This window comes from Labedaea rhizosphaerae, from assembly GCF_004362825.1.
Classification (GTDB): Bacteria; Actinomycetota; Actinomycetes; order Mycobacteriales; family Pseudonocardiaceae; genus Labedaea; species Labedaea rhizosphaerae.
In genome coordinates this window covers 658,034-671,847 of sequence record NZ_SNXZ01000004.1, presented here as the reverse complement: position 1 = coordinate 671,847, position 13,814 = coordinate 658,034, and the positions used below count along the sequence as shown (strand labels likewise).

The window sequence follows — 13,814 nt, the reverse complement described above, 5'->3', positions numbered from 1 at the left end:
GATTGCTGGCAAAAGCCTAATCTGGCGGCAACGGAATGTCACGGTGAGCGCACAAGTCGTACCACAACGTGAAGCCACCGCCGACGTCAGGAGGACCCATGACCGAACACGCACTGTCGCCGTTGCCGGAGTTGTCCCGCATCCTGTGGGCCGCTCGCATCGACGCCTTCGCCAACCAATGGCACGTCAGCCGGCGAGCCATCCCGGGGCTCAAGACCATCGCGGCCGCCAGTGACGACCCCCGCCTGCGGGAAGCCGTCAAACACGCCGAGGCCGCTTCCGCTCTCACCGAAACGATGCTGGAAGAACTCCGCGCGGCCATCGATTTCGTGCAACCACAGCCGCCCGCGGAGCCGCAGAACCACAAGACGGCCTGAGCCGACGATGCCAAAACCGAACGGAGCACGGATCCGCCGGCGGCGTCACGAGCGCGGCCTCACCACCGCCGAGCTCGCCGCCCGGGTCGGCTTCACCAATGAGGCGTCGATGCGCAACATCGAGGCCCGCAGTGATCCGACCTCGATGATCAAGCTGTACCGGATCGCCCGCGAACTGGGCATCGCGGTCGACGAGATCCTCGCGGACGACGCCGTGGAAGAGCTGCGATTGCCGACGAGGCAAGCACAATAAGGGGGCTCAGGCTGGTTTGCGGGCGGCCACGCGTTCGACCGTGCCGGCCTTGAGCCGTTCGGTGCGTTCCACGACGAAGCCCGCCGCCTGCACCAGCGGCAGCGGCCGGCGGGTCTGGTAGTCGCCCAGCTGCCGCAGCGACAGCTTCTCCAACAGCCGCTGGCCCAGCAGGATCAGCCGGTGGTGGCTGCCGATGTGGTCCAGCAGCAACAACTTCCCGCCCGGGCGCAGCATCCGGTGCATCTCGGCGATCGCCGCGCGGTCGTCGGGGAAGCCGCACAGCCCGAGCGTGCAGACGACGGTGTCGAAGCTCGCGTCCGGGAAGGGCAAGGCCTGGGCGTCGCCTTCGACCAGCGTGATCTCCCGCTGGAGCTCGGCGGCGCGTTTGCGTGCCAGCTCCAGCATCCTCGGGCTGAGGTCGACGCCGGTCAGCGTCACGTCGGCGGGGTAGTGCGGCAGGTTCAGCCCGGTCCCGACGGCGACCTCCAGCACGTCGCCGGTCGCCTGCGTGCACACCCACTCGCGGCCGCCGCCGAACTGCAGGCGCTCGACCGGTCGCATCGCCCGGTCGTACCGCGAGGCGTACTTGTCCCACTGCCCGCGCACCCACTCGCCGTCCATGCGCCCTCCCGCCAGTCAACATACTGCTCCGCGCACAGGACCGGCCCCGGTCCGCGTGGACCGGGGCCGGCGAAACTACAGCTGTGTGGTCAGGAGCAGTGCTCGTATGGACTGGTGTAGCTGGACGAGCCGACCGAGCCGCCCCACTGCACGCACTTCGCGCCGGCCGACCGGGACACCGGACCGGCGTAGTAGGCGAAGTTGCCCGAGTCGGTCGCCAGCGTGCCGCCCTGCACCTGCAGGTGTGCCGACACCGGCGAGGCGGTGCCCAGCGAGACCGACTTGAGGGTGGTGACGCAGTTGTACCCGTTGGCGGAGTTGTAAAGCAGGTACACCGTGCCGCCGGTCACGCCCTGCGAGTCGATCACCGAGTAGCCCGACCCGCACACCTCGTTGGGCGTGTAGGGGTTGCCGCCGCAGGAGTTCTTGCTGGTGAACGTGGTGTGCGCGTAGTAAGGAACGGCAACACCGTTGAGGACCGCGTGGAGCACGGTGCCGTTGAGCCGCTGCTCGTAGTGCAGGTGCGGACCGGTGACGCCGCCGGTTGCGCCGGCCTTGCCGATCTCCTGGCCCAGCTTCACGCTTTGGCCGACCGACACCTCCTGCGCCGACAGGTGGGCGTAGCGGGTGGTGTAGCCGCTGCCGTGGTTGATCTCGATCCACCGGCCGTAGCTGACGTCGCCCTCGTTCTCCACCCGCGAGATGGTTCCCGACGCCGAGGCCAGCACCGGCATGCCCGTGATGCCGGACTTCTGGAAGTCCACGGCGAGCTGCGGGCTGTGCGTGCTGAACGTGGCCGCCGTGACGGTCGTGCCGCATTTGAACGGCACCTGGAAGTTCGGTGCGGCCATGGCCGGTGGGCTCGCGGCCACGGTGATGCCGAGGGCGCCCAGTGTCCCGGCCACCGCCAAGACCAACGCCCGAATCCTGCTGATCCGCATGTGACCTCCGCGTTCGTCAGTGCGTTCTCTGGTAGTCCTCCCACGTCACCTTGGTGACCTGGGGGCCGTCGTCGGGGCCGCGGTTGGCGAGCCCGTTCAAGCCGAGGTAGTAGTCGCCGACCTGGTGCTGAGCCTGCGGCGACATGTCCGTGTCGGACACCGCCACCGCGTGAATGTGGTAGCCCCAGTCGCCCTGGGACGGGGTGCGCCGCCACGCGGCGAAACCGACCTGGCGCAGCTTGCGCACCACGGCGGTCTGCGTCGTCACCGACATGCCCGACACCGAGATGTCGACCACGCCACCGCCGTCGTGCGTGCCCGCGGAAGTCGGGTCGCCGCCGGGGTTGTACGAGCCCTGCTCGAGCACGAACTGCCTGCCCAGCTGGGTTTCGGCGGTCGTGAGCATCGCCCTGGTGCGTTCGTTGACGGTCACGCCGCGGAAGGTCACGCGGGCGCCGGGTGTGAGCGGGTTGACGACGGTGAAGCGGCCCTGGCCCAGGGCCAGCAGCGACGAGCGGCCGGGCAGCCCGGACGCGTCCAGGCCGGAGTAGCCGAGCGAGCGTTGCCACGCCGCGTAGGCGTCGACGGTCTTCGTGCCGAAGTGACCGTCCACATAGGACGCTTCGAGCAGCGATTTCGCCTGCAGCGCCTGCTCGACGAGCAGCACGCTGGCCTGCGCACCCTGGGTCGGGTCCTCGTTCGGCTTGCGTGGGTCGAGCTGCGCGGCGAGCACCACGGCTTCCATGTTCACGGTCCCGGCCGCCGCCGCGGGCACCGGGATCACCGGGATCGCTGCCGCCGCCACGGCCACCAGCGCCAGTCCCGCCAGACGAAGCCGCATGCGAACTCCTCACCATCTGGTGACATATGTCGTGGATATGTCACGGGAAGTGTGGGGCCAGTGGCGGGCTGTTGGCAAGGTCTCGGGCGTCCGGGATTTTCCCGGACGAAGCTGTCGAAACGGGCCGAGGTCGTTCGACGCGTCGGTGAGAGCAGGAAGAACCTTGGAAGGGGCAGCACCATGGGACTGGTCATCTGCGACATGTCGATCTCGCTCGACGGGTACGTCACCGGGCCGAACGCGAGCAAGGACAACCCGTTCGGCGACGGCGCCGGCAGCCTGCACGACTGGATGTTCAAGAACCCCATCGACTCCGACCGCCAGTACCTCGAGGACGCGATCGCGCACTGCGGCGCCGTGGTCATGGGCCGCACGTCGTTCGACAAGACGGTCGATGCCTGGGGGCCGGATGGGCCGCTGGAGGGCATCCGCAGCTTCGTCGTCACCCACGAGGCGCCGACGGGGAACTACCCCGGCTACACGTTCGTCACCGACGGCGTGGCGAGCGCGATCGAGCAGGCCAAGGCCGCCGCGGGGGACAAGTGGGTCGGTCTGCACGGGGCCACCGTCATGCAGCAGGGCCTGCCGCTGGGCCTGGTCGACGAGATCTACGTGCACGTGGTGCCGCTGCTCCTCGGCGGTGGCACGCCGCTCTTCGCCGCGCTCGACTCGGCGATCGAGCTGGAACGCATCGAGACCCCGAGCTCCCCGGCCGTCGATCACCTCCGCTACCGCGTGGTCAAATGACGGGATGTTCACCCCGCGCGAGCGAGCGACCCTGCTGGACGCCCTGGTAGCGGCCGCGCACGCCGATCCCCGCATCGCCGGCGCGGCCCTCGCCGGGTCCAGCGCTCGCGGCTTCACCGACGAATGGTCCGATGTGGACTTGGCGTTGAGCGTGGCCGCCGACCGGGACGCGGTGATCGACGACTGGACGTCCCGCATCTATCGTGAGCACGCCGCGATCACCCACCTGGACATGTGGGCGGGCGGCACGTTGTTCCGGGTGTTCCTGCTGCCCGGCACCCTGCAACTGGACGTGGCGTTCTGGTCGTCGGCGGAGTTCGGCGCGACCGGCCCGCATTTCAAGCTCCTGTTCGGTGTCGCTGCGCCTCAGGAGCACATCCCGCCACCCAGCGCGACGTCGTTGATCGGGATGGGGTGGCTGTATGCGTTGCACGCCCGGTCGAGTATTGCGCGGGGGCGGGGGTGGCAGGCCGAGTACATGATCAGTGGGATGCGGGATCAGGTGCTGGCGTTGGCTTGCCTGCGGTATGGCGTGGCTGCGGTGCAGGGGCGGGGGATTGATCAATTGCCGGTCGACGTGACCGGGCCCGTGGCGGCGGGGTTGGTGCGTTCGCTCGATCGCGGGGAGTTGGTTCGTGCGTTTGCCGCTGTTACTGCGGCGTTCGGCGATGAAGCCGGCCGGCATGAGCCTGAACTGGCTCTTCGTCTTGCCGAACCACTGCGTGAATTGGTGGTTTCGGCTGTGGGTTGAGGTCGCGTTCTCAACCTCGGGCTCAATTGTTTAACACGAGGATTCCAGCGTCAAGGGCGCCTTCGGCGTCGGCTTCGCCGATGGCTTCGCCACCCTTGACCCTGGCCTCCTCGTGCTAAAAGGCGCCCGGACGAGGTTGAGGGGGCGGTCTGGTGTTCGCCTTTCGTGGGTTTGCGTTGCCGGGTGGCGGTTGCGTTGTTTGTCGCGTCAGGGTTGTTTGCGTTGGTCCGTTTGGTCGTATGTTGTGGTATGATTGGGCTATGGATCTGGGGGAGCTTCAGTCGCTTGTCGCCGAACGGCGGCGGCTTGATTTGGCGATCCTAGATTCGATTTCTCGGGTGGATTGGCGTGAGTCCGGGTATCTGCATTTGTGGCAGTTTCTGATGGACGCGTTGCGGGTGGGTCGACGCGAAGCGAAGCAGTTGGAGACGCAGGTTTCGCTGCTGTGCCCGAAGATAGGGATCACCGGTCAGGTGATCCCAGCGAAGCTTCCCGCCGCCCGTGCGGCGATGGCCGAGGGTGCGATCTCTACCGAGCACGTCACTCGGATCGCGAAGACGGTGGCTTCGGTGCCCGGCGAGCACGCCGACCAGGTCGAGGCTGACTTGGCTGAGTTGGCGCGGGAGTTCAACCCGGCTCAGCTTGCGCGGCTGGGTAAGCGCATGGTCGACGCCCTCGACCCGGATGGCGCCAAACCTGCCGACCCCACCGTGGTGGAAGCCCAGAATATCCTGAACTTGCAGGAAAACGAGGACGGCTCGGTCTCGGGCCGGTTCGAACTCGGCGCCGAAACCGCCGCTGTCCTGCGGCCGTTGCTGTCCTCACTGACTGCGCCCCAGCCGGGTGACGACCGCACCCTGATCGAGCGTCAGGGTGACGCGCTGGCGGAGGTGATCCGCTTCGCCGCCGACTCCGGGCAGGCCCCGATCGAGGGTGGCGAGCGCCCGCACATCGCGGTCACGGTCTCTCTGGAGACCCTGCAGACCGCGATCGGCAAGGCCACTCTCGACGACGCCCGGTGGATGACTCCCGAGCAGGCCCGCCGTTTCGCTTGCGACGCCGAAATCATCCCGGTCGTGCTCGGCACGAACTCGCAGCCGATCGATATCGGTGAATCGAAGCGCCTAGCCGACAAACGATTGCGCAGAGCCCTCGCCATCCGAGACCAAGGCTGCGCCGTTCCAGGGTGTGAGCGAACACCGAACCAATGTCAGGCCCACCACGTACAACATTGGGCCGACGGAGGGTTGACCAGGCTGGACAACATGGTGTTGGTGTGCCAATTCCACCACCGCCTAATCCACCATGCCGGTTGGCAAGTCCACATGGACAACGGCCTGCCCATCTTCACCAAACCACCGTGGGCGCAACCCGCCGCCTGATCCTAGGGTGGCGGCCGCCACGGTGGGCTGGCCGCCAGCGAGACCAAGCAAACGTGGCGTTGCTGGGTTCGGTTTTACACGGGGCACGGCGGCCGTACGCTGTCCGGCAAGCAAGGGCAGGCCTGCCTGCCCCTTGTTTCGCGCTTGCTGGCCGCCGTGGGGGTCCCCGTGTCAAACCGGACCCACCCCACACGGCAGCCAAGAACTCGGCTGTCGCCGTCCCGTTGGGCCGCCACCGGCCGCCGTCCCGTTGGGCGGCCACCGGTTGCCCACCCACGACTTTCCACCCTCGGCTGTCATCCGTCGCCTTGCTTCAGCCCACGGTTCGCCAGCTCATCGCGGTACCTCTGCCAAGCATCCCGCAACCGCAGTTGTCCACATCCGACCAGTTATCCACAGATCGGGCAGTTTCCCGTTGCGGGGCTTGAAAGTCGATAGACTGGGACCGGGGCAGCCCCCCGGGTTGGGTGGGGGGCACGCCTACTCAACCACAGAGGCCCCAACAGTGCGAAAAGCCTGTAGGCACAAGGGAATCAGTCCAGCGCTCACCGGGCGGTTCTCCTCTTGGCGGCCAAGGCGAGTTGTTCCAGCAGTGGCACGGTGCGGGACCAGCCGAGGCAGGCGTCGGTGATGCTGAGGTCGGGGCGCAGGGGGTGCGCGTCGGGGTATTGCTTGCCGTCGCTGAGGTATGACTCGAGCATCAGGCCGGCCAGGACCCGGTCACCGCCGGCTATGCGGTCGGCCAGGTCGGCGAGCACCAGCGGCTGGCGGTTGTGGTCCTTGCCGCTGTTGCCGTGCGAACAGTCCACGACGACCCGGCTGGGCAGCCCCGCCTCGGTCAGCGCGTTGGCCGCCGCCGCCACCGAGGCGGCGTCGTAGTTTGGCACCGGCCCGCCCCGCAACACCAGGTGCGCCGACGGGTTGCCGCTGCTGCGCAACGCCGCCACGCGGCCGTCCCGCCCGATGCCGGGGAACACGTGCGGGAGCCCGGCCGCGCGCAGTGCGTCGATCGCGAGGTCGACCCGGCCGCCCACCGTGTTCTTCATCCCGACCGGCATGGGCAGCCACGACGCGAGCTGCCGGTGCGGCGGGCTGGTCACGGTGCGCGCGCCGATCGCAGCCCAGCTGATCGCGTCCGCGACGTGCGAGGCGAGCACCGGGTCGACGAACTCGTAGGCCAGCGGCAACCCGGTCGCGGCGGCCTCCACCAGGAACGCCCGGCCGGTCCGGAGCCCGGCGGCCAGGTCGCCCTTGCCGTCCAGTGTGGGATCACGCACCAAACCCGGCCAGCCTGCGACCGTGCGCGGCTTCTCCAGGTACGCCCGCAACACCACCACGAGGTCGTCGGCGAACCGAGCCGCCGCACCCGCCACCAGGTGCGCGTAGTCCAGCGTGGCGGCCGGGTCGTGCACCGAGCATGGCCCGACGATCACCAGCAGCCGGGGATCGCGCCGGTCGAGCACCGCGGCGATGGTCTCGCGGTGCGCGGCGATCGCCGCCCGCAGCGGGGGCGACAGCGGCGCCTGCGCGTCGACCTCGGCGGGCGTGGGTAACAGGTCCTGGTCAAGCATCCGCTGGGTCCTTCTCGTGGTGGTGGATCGAGCGGGGCAACCGGCCGAGCGGCACCGGTGCACCCAACGCCGGCCAAGCCGGCGCCGCAACCCCGAAGGGTGGCAGGGTGAACCGGTGCGGGTCCACCGGCGGGGTGCGGTTGCTCCGGATGCCGTGCAGGGCGGCTCCGCCCAACATCCCGGAGCCGATCGCGAACGGCCCGATCACCTGCTAGGACGGCATTTCCTGGATTGCTCCGGTGAGCCCGAACACAGGGACGGCAAGCGCAACGTCCTGCTGCCGTAGGTCCTCATCCGCGCAAGCCTGTGTGACACTGGGTGGGCACGACGGAGGGAACAACAATGGTCATGGGAATGGTGTTGGGCGATCGCCGCTCCCGCGCTTCGACGCGGGAGGGATCCGGCTGATCAGCGGGTAGCTCCTTGCGCGAAGCGCTGCCGACCCAAGGCACCTTCGTCTCGCTGGAGCACTCTGATGACCACCATCGACTGGACCGAGAACGGCTCACCCCGCACCGCCCGCTGGCACTCCGAGAACGCCACGCCCGCACCCGCCCGGGTGCTCGTCGTCGACGACCGCATCACCGCGAACGCCGCGCTCCGGCTCATCCGTGCGGGCACGGCTTTGTTGTGGCGCGGCGATTTCCACAACGCCCGGCAACTCATGCAAGCCCTGGGCCGCCGCATCCGGCGCGAGCACCCCGCTGACTTCCACGCCATGCGTGCCGCGCGGGCCGAGCGAGCCGAGTTGCTGGGCCGGCTGCTGGTCGTGCTCGAGGCCGACCACGCGTTGCGGTTGCGTCGCGCGCCGGACGTGCGGCGAGCGTGCGACCACGCCTACGGCCGGGCGCCCGGTGCGCGGGTGTGCGTGTCGTTGCCGGAACTGCTCGGGGTGCTCGGCGCCTACCAATGGCACCTCAACGGGGTCGAGGTGCCGGCGCTGGACGCCCGCATCCACCCGGATTACGGCGTCTTCGCGCCGGTGCGGGCCGAATACGTCGACCTGGTCGCGCAAGCGCCGCTCGCCCCGGGCGCACTCGCGTTCGACATCGGCACGGGCACCGGTGTGCTCGCCGCGGTCCTCGCCCGGCGCGGGGCGCGGGTGGTGGCCACCGACATCAACCCGCGCGCGGTGGCGTGTGCGCGGTCCACCGTGGACCAGCTCGGACTTGCCGACCGGGTGCGGGTCGTCGAGGCCGACCTGTGGCCCGGCGGACGCGCGGATCTGATCGTGTGCAACCCGCCGTGGCTGCCCGCGCGCCCGACGTCGGCGTTGGAGCTGGGCATCTACGACCCGGATTCCGCTGTGCTGCACCGTTTCCTCGACGGCGTGACCGCGCACCTCACGCCCGCCGGTGAGGCGTGGCTGGTGTTGTCCGACCTGGCTGAGCGGCTCGGCCTGCGGACCCGGGACGAGTTGCTCACCCGCATGACGGCCGCCGGCCTGCGCGTGGTCGACCGGTACGACACGTCGCCGCGGCACCCGCGGGTCACGGACGCGGACGACCCCCTGCACGAGGCCCGCGGCAACGAGGTGACGTCCCTGTGGCGGCTCGTCGCGGCAACGTGATGCGGTTCCGGGCGTCTCTTCGAACAGAGCCCACTGCGAGGAGACCACGTGACCCTGGCCAACGACTACGACAGCTTCGCCAAGGCGTACGCCGACGACAACGAGACCGGTGTGAACAACGCCTACTACGAGCGGCCCGCGATGCTGGCGCTCGCCGGGGACGTGGCCGGCCGGCGGATCCTCGACGCCGGCTGCGGTGCGGGCCCGTTGTTCGCGGCCCTGCGGGAGCGCGGCGCCACGGTGAGCGGCTTCGACAAGAGCGCCGGAATGCTGGAACTGGCCCGGCGGCGCCTGGGCGACGACGCGGACCTGCGCGTCGCCGACCTCGCGGATCCGCTGCCCTACGAAGACGATTCGTTCGACGACGTCGTCGCCTCCCTGTCGATGCACTACCTGCGGGACTGGGGCCCGACGCTCGCGGAGATCCGCCGGGTCCTCAAGCCCGGCGGCCGGTTCCTCATGTCGACCAACCACCCGACGGCCGAGTACTGCATCGCGCGGATGAACGGGCAACGCCCCGACTACTTCGCGACGTACGAGAACACCGGCGAATGGACGACCGCGACCGGTCAGACCATCGTGTTGACGAACTGGAACCGCCCACTGCACGCCATGACCGACGCGTTCACCGCGGCCGGTTTCCGGATCTCGGTGATCAGCGAACCGCAGCCCGCGCCGGAAGCCCGCGAGCTGTTCCCGGACGCCTACCACCTGCTGGCGACCGCGCCGAGCTTCCTGTTCTTCGTCCTGGCGGCCTAACCCCGGCCCGACAATTCGGTGGCTCACCCGAAGGCGCGTCGTTAGCGTCCGTCGGGTGAGCTACGAGGACCCGCGGGCGTACCTGCTCGGGCTCGAAGGCATCGCTTTGTTGCGTGCGTTCACCGGCGAGTTCGGCCGCGATTTCGTGGAGGCCCGGATCGCGGAGATCCGCCGAGTACTCGCGGACGACGCGATGGCGAACGCCGCCGTGGAAGTCGACCGGGTCGACACGGTGACCGGCTATCGACTGTGGTCGGCGACCTACGACCAGCCCAATTCGGCGTTCGACATCGACGAACCCGTGGTCAAGGAGATCGTGGACTCGCTGCCTGTGGGCGTCGCGCTGGATGCCGCGTGCGGGACTGGTCGCTACGCCGAGTTCCTGGCCGGGCGTGGCCATCGGGTCATCGGTGTGGACGGCTCGCCCGACATGCTCGCGCGGGCTCGGACTCGCGTGCCGCAGGGCGAGTTCCTGCTCGGTGATCTGCACCGGCTCCCGGTGGCCGACGCCGAGGTCGATCTGGTCGTGTGCGCACTGGCGCTGACCCACGTTCCGGCGCTCGCGCCGGTGATGGCGGAGTTCGCCCGGGTCCTGCGTCCAGGCGGGCACCTGGTGATCGCCGACATGCACCCGGAGCGAGTGGGGCTGGGCTCGATTCCCGCCGTCCGCGGTGCCGACGGCCGGCCCGGGCGGCTGAGCGCCCACCGCCACCTGATCGGGGACTACCTGCGTGCCGCGCTCCCCGTGGGGCTGCAGGTGCGTCGCTGCGAGGAACCTGGCGTGCCGGCCAGCGACCGGCCGGAGCCCGCGGATCGGACGGGCGCGTTCGGGGCGCCGGGACCGTGGGAGCTGTGGCCGTGGTGTCTGGCCGACATGGTGCCCGAAGCGGCACGGGCCGCCAGTGCTGGTGTTCCGGCGCTGGTCGTCTGGCATTTCCAGTTGGCGCAGACGTGACAGCACTTCCGGTCATCGGCCGGGCTGCTGCGTCAACGGGACGGCTCCCGTCGCACTCACCGGCGGCACGTCGAGTTGCTGGAGCAGTTCGGCCGCCCGGTCGGCGGTCGCGGCGGCCCGGCGCCCGGTGCTGAGCAGCGCCAGCAGCACGATGCACACGCCCAGGACGAGCAACAGCCACCACACGCCGTGTTCGGCTTCGGTGAACGAGGTGTCGGTCATCGACCCGACGACGGTGCCGGAGATGGCGACGCCGAGCGTCGTGCCGGTCTGCCTGCCGCTGGAGACCAGCGACCCGGCGACCCCGGCCATGGAGCGGGGCATCCCGGTGACCGCGGTATTGGTGACCGGCGGGTTGAGCGTGGCGAGGGCCAGGCCGAACAGCAGGTAGATCCCAACCACCGCAAGCAAAGGCGTGCTCGGCGTCAGCGTCAGCGAGGCCGCCGCGCCCGCCGCGAGCGCAGCCCCGCTGACCACCAGCGGCCGCCGCGGCCCGTGGCTGCCGACGACCCGCCCGGTCACCGGCGACAGCACCGCGATCAACGCGCCAACCGGCAACAGGGTCAGCCCGGCCGCGGCGGCGGACATCCCACGCACCTCCTGCAGGTACTGCGTTGTCAGGAACAGGAACGCGCCGAACCCGCATAGCCCGCACATCGCGGTGACGATCGCCGCGCTGAACGGGACGCTGCGGAACAAACGCAGTTCCAGCAACGGATCCGTGCGGCGGGGCTCGTAGGCGACGAGCCCGGCGACGCCGAGCGCCGCGAGCACCAGCAGGCCGACGATCACCGGCGAGGTCCAGCCGAGCACCCGCGACTCGGTGATCGCGTACACGAGGCAGCCCATGAACACCGCGACCAGGACCTGGCCGACGGGGTCGAACCGGCGTGGTCGCGCGGCCCGCGACTCGGGCACGAACAGCGCCGTGCACACGATGGCGGCCAGCGCGATCGGCACGTTCACCAGGAACACCGACGACCAGCCGAAGGTGTCGACGAGCGTGCCGCCGATGATCGGCCCGAGGGCCAGCGACAGGCCGCTGATCGAGCCGAACACGCCGATCGCGCGGGCGCGTTCGGCCGGCGCGGGGAACGTGGTGACGACGATGGCGAGCGCGACCGGGTTCAGCATCGTGCCGCCGACGGCCTGCACGGTGCGGGCCGCGATCAGCCAGCCGGTGCCCGGCGCGAGGCCGCAGAGCAGCGAGCCGAGCGCGAACACGGCGAGCCCGGTCTGGAAGGTGCGGCGCCTGCCGTAGCGGTCGGCGACCGACCCGGCGAGCACCAGGAAACCGGCGAGCACCACCGTGTAGGCATCGATCGTCCACTGCAGACCGGACATGGTGGCGTGCAGGTCGCGGGCGATCGAGGGCAGGGCGACGCTCACCACCGAGATGTCCAGCACGACGAGGAAGATGCTGGTGCAGCAGATGGCGAGCACGAGCCACCGGCGCCGGTCGTTCGAAACAATCATGATTCCGACGGTAGGATTTAGAGTGTGCTCGAAGTCAAGGAACCTGTGCCGGAGTCCGGGGTGAGCATCGCCGAAGCCGCCCGGCGGACCGGCGTCAGCGCGCACACGCTGCGCTACTACGAACGCGCGGGCCTGGTGGTGAGCCCGGTCGACCGCACCAGCGGCGGGCGGCGGCGGTACCGCCACATCGACCTGCAGTGGATCAAGGTGTGCACCAAGCTGCGCGCCACGGGCATGCCGATCCGCAGCATCAAGCGGTACGCCGAGCTGGTGGCCGCGGGTCCGGGCAACGAGAAGGAACGGCTCGAGCTGCTGGAATCGCACCGCCTCGACGTCCTGGCCAAGCTCGAGGAGATCCAGCAGAGCCTGGCGACGATCGACCACAAGATCGACGTGTACCGGGGGCGGCTCGAAGCCGGCGACGCGGACAAGCTCTGGGCGCCGCGCCCCTGAAGCCGCCGGGTCAGCGGCCGAGGGCCGAGCGGATCGCGTCGCGGGCCCGGTCCATGATCGCCATCGGCGGGCCCAGCAGGAGGTTGGCCTTCGCGCTCTCCACGCCCGGGTGCGGCCGGGTCGGTGCGGTCGCCGCCGCGAGCCGCGCCGTCGTGGCCATGGCCCGCAAGCGCTTCGCGTCGTGGTTCTGCCGCAGCAGCGGAAACTCCTCGCGCTCCTCGTGCTCGGCGTGGGCCAGCACGTCGTCGCGCAGTTGCAGCAGCAGCGTGTCGAAGCCGTCGGCGTCCGGGCCGATGGAATCCAGCGTGCTCAGCAGCTCCTTCGCCCGGTGCTCCTCGCCGATGCGGGCGTCGACGACCGCCGCGCCACCGGAGAGGTCCCGCACCTCCGGGTGCACGATCTCCTCCTCCGCGGTCTCGTGCACGGCCAGCAGCCGCACGAGTTCGCGGAAGGTCGTGGTCCGATCGTCGCCGCGCGCGGTCTCCATGCGGGTGAACAGCTGGCGGATCTCCTCGTGCTGGCGTCGCAGGAAGTCCACGACGTCCTCTTCTTCGTTGGTCATGCATCCCCGTTTTCCCACTCGCGGCGGATTCACACCTCGGTGCGCGGGTAACCGCACAAGATGAACGACTACCTGCGCATCTACCTCAACGACCAACTCGCCCTCGGCACAGCCTGGCGCGAGCTGGCCCGCCGGTCGACGAAGGCCAACCAGGGCAGCGACGTCGGTACTGCGCTCGGCAAGGTGGCCACCGCCATCGCCGAGGACGTCGCGACGTTCCGCGCGATCATGCGCAGCCTCGGCGTGCCGGAGAACCCGGTGAAGTCGGGCGCCGCGGTGCTCGGCGAGCGGCTGGGCCGGCTCAAGCTGAACGGCAAGCTGCGCAGCTACTCGATGCTGAGCCGGTTCGAGGAGCTCGAGTTCCTCACCATGGGCATCGACGGCAAGAAGCAGCTCTGGGGCACGCTGCGCGACCTCGCGGGCCTCGCCGAACGCCTGCCCGACGTGGACTTCGACCACCTGATCGCCCGCGCCCAGCAGCAACGCGACGAGCTCGAGCCGTTCCGGGTGCGTGCCGGTCAGGCGGCGCTGGCCGGCGCGTAGCTGGCGAGCAAC

16 protein-coding genes are annotated in these 13,814 nt (G+C 69.7%); 10 read left to right on the top strand and 6 right to left on the bottom strand.

All coding sequences use genetic code 11. The features are described from left to right. The first annotated feature begins 98 nt into the window (after positions 1-98). Together EV186_RS26135 and EV186_RS26130 are read left to right on the top strand one after the other, a co-directional pair. The gene (locus EV186_RS26135) at positions 99-377 is read left to right on the top strand and encodes a hypothetical protein (RefSeq protein ID WP_133852024.1); all 279 of its coding nucleotides are present in this window, start codon (positions 99-101) and stop codon (positions 375-377) included. Positions 378-384: 7 nt separating this feature from the next. Continuing rightward, positions 385-630 carry a helix-turn-helix domain-containing protein gene (locus EV186_RS26130; protein WP_133852023.1) on the top strand — a complete coding sequence of 82 codons (246 nt, stop codon included), beginning with the start codon at positions 385-387 and terminating at the stop codon, positions 628-630. Positions 631-636: 6 nt separating this feature from the next. Here the strand turns inward: EV186_RS26130 and EV186_RS26125 are convergent, their stop codons facing one another. The 3 genes from EV186_RS26125 to EV186_RS26115 all read right to left on the bottom strand — a co-directional run bounded on the left by EV186_RS26125 (position 637) and on the right by EV186_RS26115 (position 3,033). Continuing rightward, a complete protein-coding gene (locus EV186_RS26125; RefSeq protein WP_133852022.1) occupies positions 637-1,251 on the bottom strand; it encodes a class I SAM-dependent methyltransferase in 615 nt (204 codons plus the stop codon). An 89-nt stretch (positions 1,252-1,340) separates the two neighbouring features. Further along, complete coding sequence (locus tag EV186_RS26120) at positions 1,341-2,186, bottom strand: M23 family metallopeptidase (protein ID WP_166659342.1); 846 nt, start codon at positions 2,184-2,186, stop codon at positions 1,341-1,343. Positions 2,187-2,208: 22 nt separating this feature from the next. Further along, positions 2,209-3,033, bottom strand: coding sequence for a peptidoglycan-binding protein (locus tag EV186_RS26115; RefSeq protein ID WP_133852020.1), 825 nt, complete (start codon positions 3,031-3,033; stop codon positions 2,209-2,211). 180 nt (positions 3,034-3,213) lie between these two features. On the opposite strand from EV186_RS26115, the gene EV186_RS26110 reads away from it, so the two are divergent. The 3 genes from EV186_RS26110 (at position 3,214) to EV186_RS26100 (ending at position 5,913) form a co-directional block, all read left to right on the top strand. After that, complete coding sequence (locus EV186_RS26110; protein WP_133852019.1) at positions 3,214-3,780, top strand: dihydrofolate reductase family protein; 567 nt, start codon at positions 3,214-3,216, stop codon at positions 3,778-3,780. Between the two features lie 4 nt (positions 3,781-3,784). Then, entirely contained in the window at positions 3,785-4,531 is a 747-nt protein-coding gene (locus EV186_RS26105; protein WP_133852018.1) for a nucleotidyltransferase domain-containing protein, read from the top strand. Between the two features lie 260 nt (positions 4,532-4,791). After that, the gene (locus EV186_RS26100) at positions 4,792-5,913 is read left to right on the top strand and encodes an HNH endonuclease signature motif containing protein (protein ID WP_166659332.1); all 1,122 of its coding nucleotides are present in this window, start codon (positions 4,792-4,794) and stop codon (positions 5,911-5,913) included. A 545-nt stretch (positions 5,914-6,458) separates the two neighbouring features. Here EV186_RS26100 and EV186_RS26095 read toward each other — a convergent pair. Further along, on the bottom strand, positions 6,459-7,547 hold the full coding sequence (locus EV186_RS26095; protein WP_279538327.1) for a 3-deoxy-7-phosphoheptulonate synthase: 1,089 nt from the start codon (positions 7,545-7,547) through the stop codon (positions 6,459-6,461). Between the two features lie 412 nt (positions 7,548-7,959). Between EV186_RS26095 and EV186_RS26090 the strand changes: the two genes are divergently transcribed. The 3 genes from EV186_RS26090 to EV186_RS26080 are packed head-to-tail and all read left to right on the top strand — an operon-like array spanning position 7,960 to position 10,768. Continuing rightward, the gene (locus tag EV186_RS26090) at positions 7,960-9,054 is read left to right on the top strand and encodes a methyltransferase (protein WP_133852015.1); all 1,095 of its coding nucleotides are present in this window, start codon (positions 7,960-7,962) and stop codon (positions 9,052-9,054) included. Positions 9,055-9,108: 54 nt separating this feature from the next. Continuing rightward, the gene (locus tag EV186_RS26085) at positions 9,109-9,813 is read left to right on the top strand and encodes a class I SAM-dependent methyltransferase (protein ID WP_243754298.1); all 705 of its coding nucleotides are present in this window, start codon (positions 9,109-9,111) and stop codon (positions 9,811-9,813) included. 55 nt (positions 9,814-9,868) lie between these two features. Next, complete coding sequence (locus EV186_RS26080; RefSeq protein WP_133852014.1) at positions 9,869-10,768, top strand: class I SAM-dependent methyltransferase; 900 nt, start codon at positions 9,869-9,871, stop codon at positions 10,766-10,768. A gap of 12 nt (positions 10,769-10,780) precedes the next feature. Here EV186_RS26080 and EV186_RS26075 read toward each other — a convergent pair whose 3' ends face one another. Continuing rightward, positions 10,781-12,244: an MFS transporter gene (locus EV186_RS26075; protein WP_133852013.1), complete on the bottom strand. Its 1,464-nt coding sequence runs from the start codon at positions 12,242-12,244 to the stop codon at positions 10,781-10,783. Positions 12,245-12,268: 24 nt separating this feature from the next. Between EV186_RS26075 and EV186_RS26070 the strand changes: the two genes are divergently transcribed. Then, positions 12,269-12,697, top strand: coding sequence for a MerR family transcriptional regulator (locus EV186_RS26070; protein WP_133852012.1), 429 nt, complete (start codon positions 12,269-12,271; stop codon positions 12,695-12,697). A 10-nt stretch (positions 12,698-12,707) separates the two neighbouring features. Here the strand turns inward: EV186_RS26070 and EV186_RS26065 are convergent, their stop codons facing one another. Then, a complete protein-coding gene (locus EV186_RS26065; protein WP_133852011.1) occupies positions 12,708-13,259 on the bottom strand; it encodes a hemerythrin domain-containing protein in 552 nt (183 codons plus the stop codon). A gap of 60 nt (positions 13,260-13,319) precedes the next feature. Here EV186_RS26065 and EV186_RS26060 point away from each other — a divergent pair, with 60 nt between their 5' ends. After that, positions 13,320-13,802: a hypothetical protein gene (locus EV186_RS26060; RefSeq protein ID WP_133852010.1), complete on the top strand. Its 483-nt coding sequence runs from the start codon at positions 13,320-13,322 to the stop codon at positions 13,800-13,802. Positions 13,803-13,814: the final 12 nt, after the last annotated feature.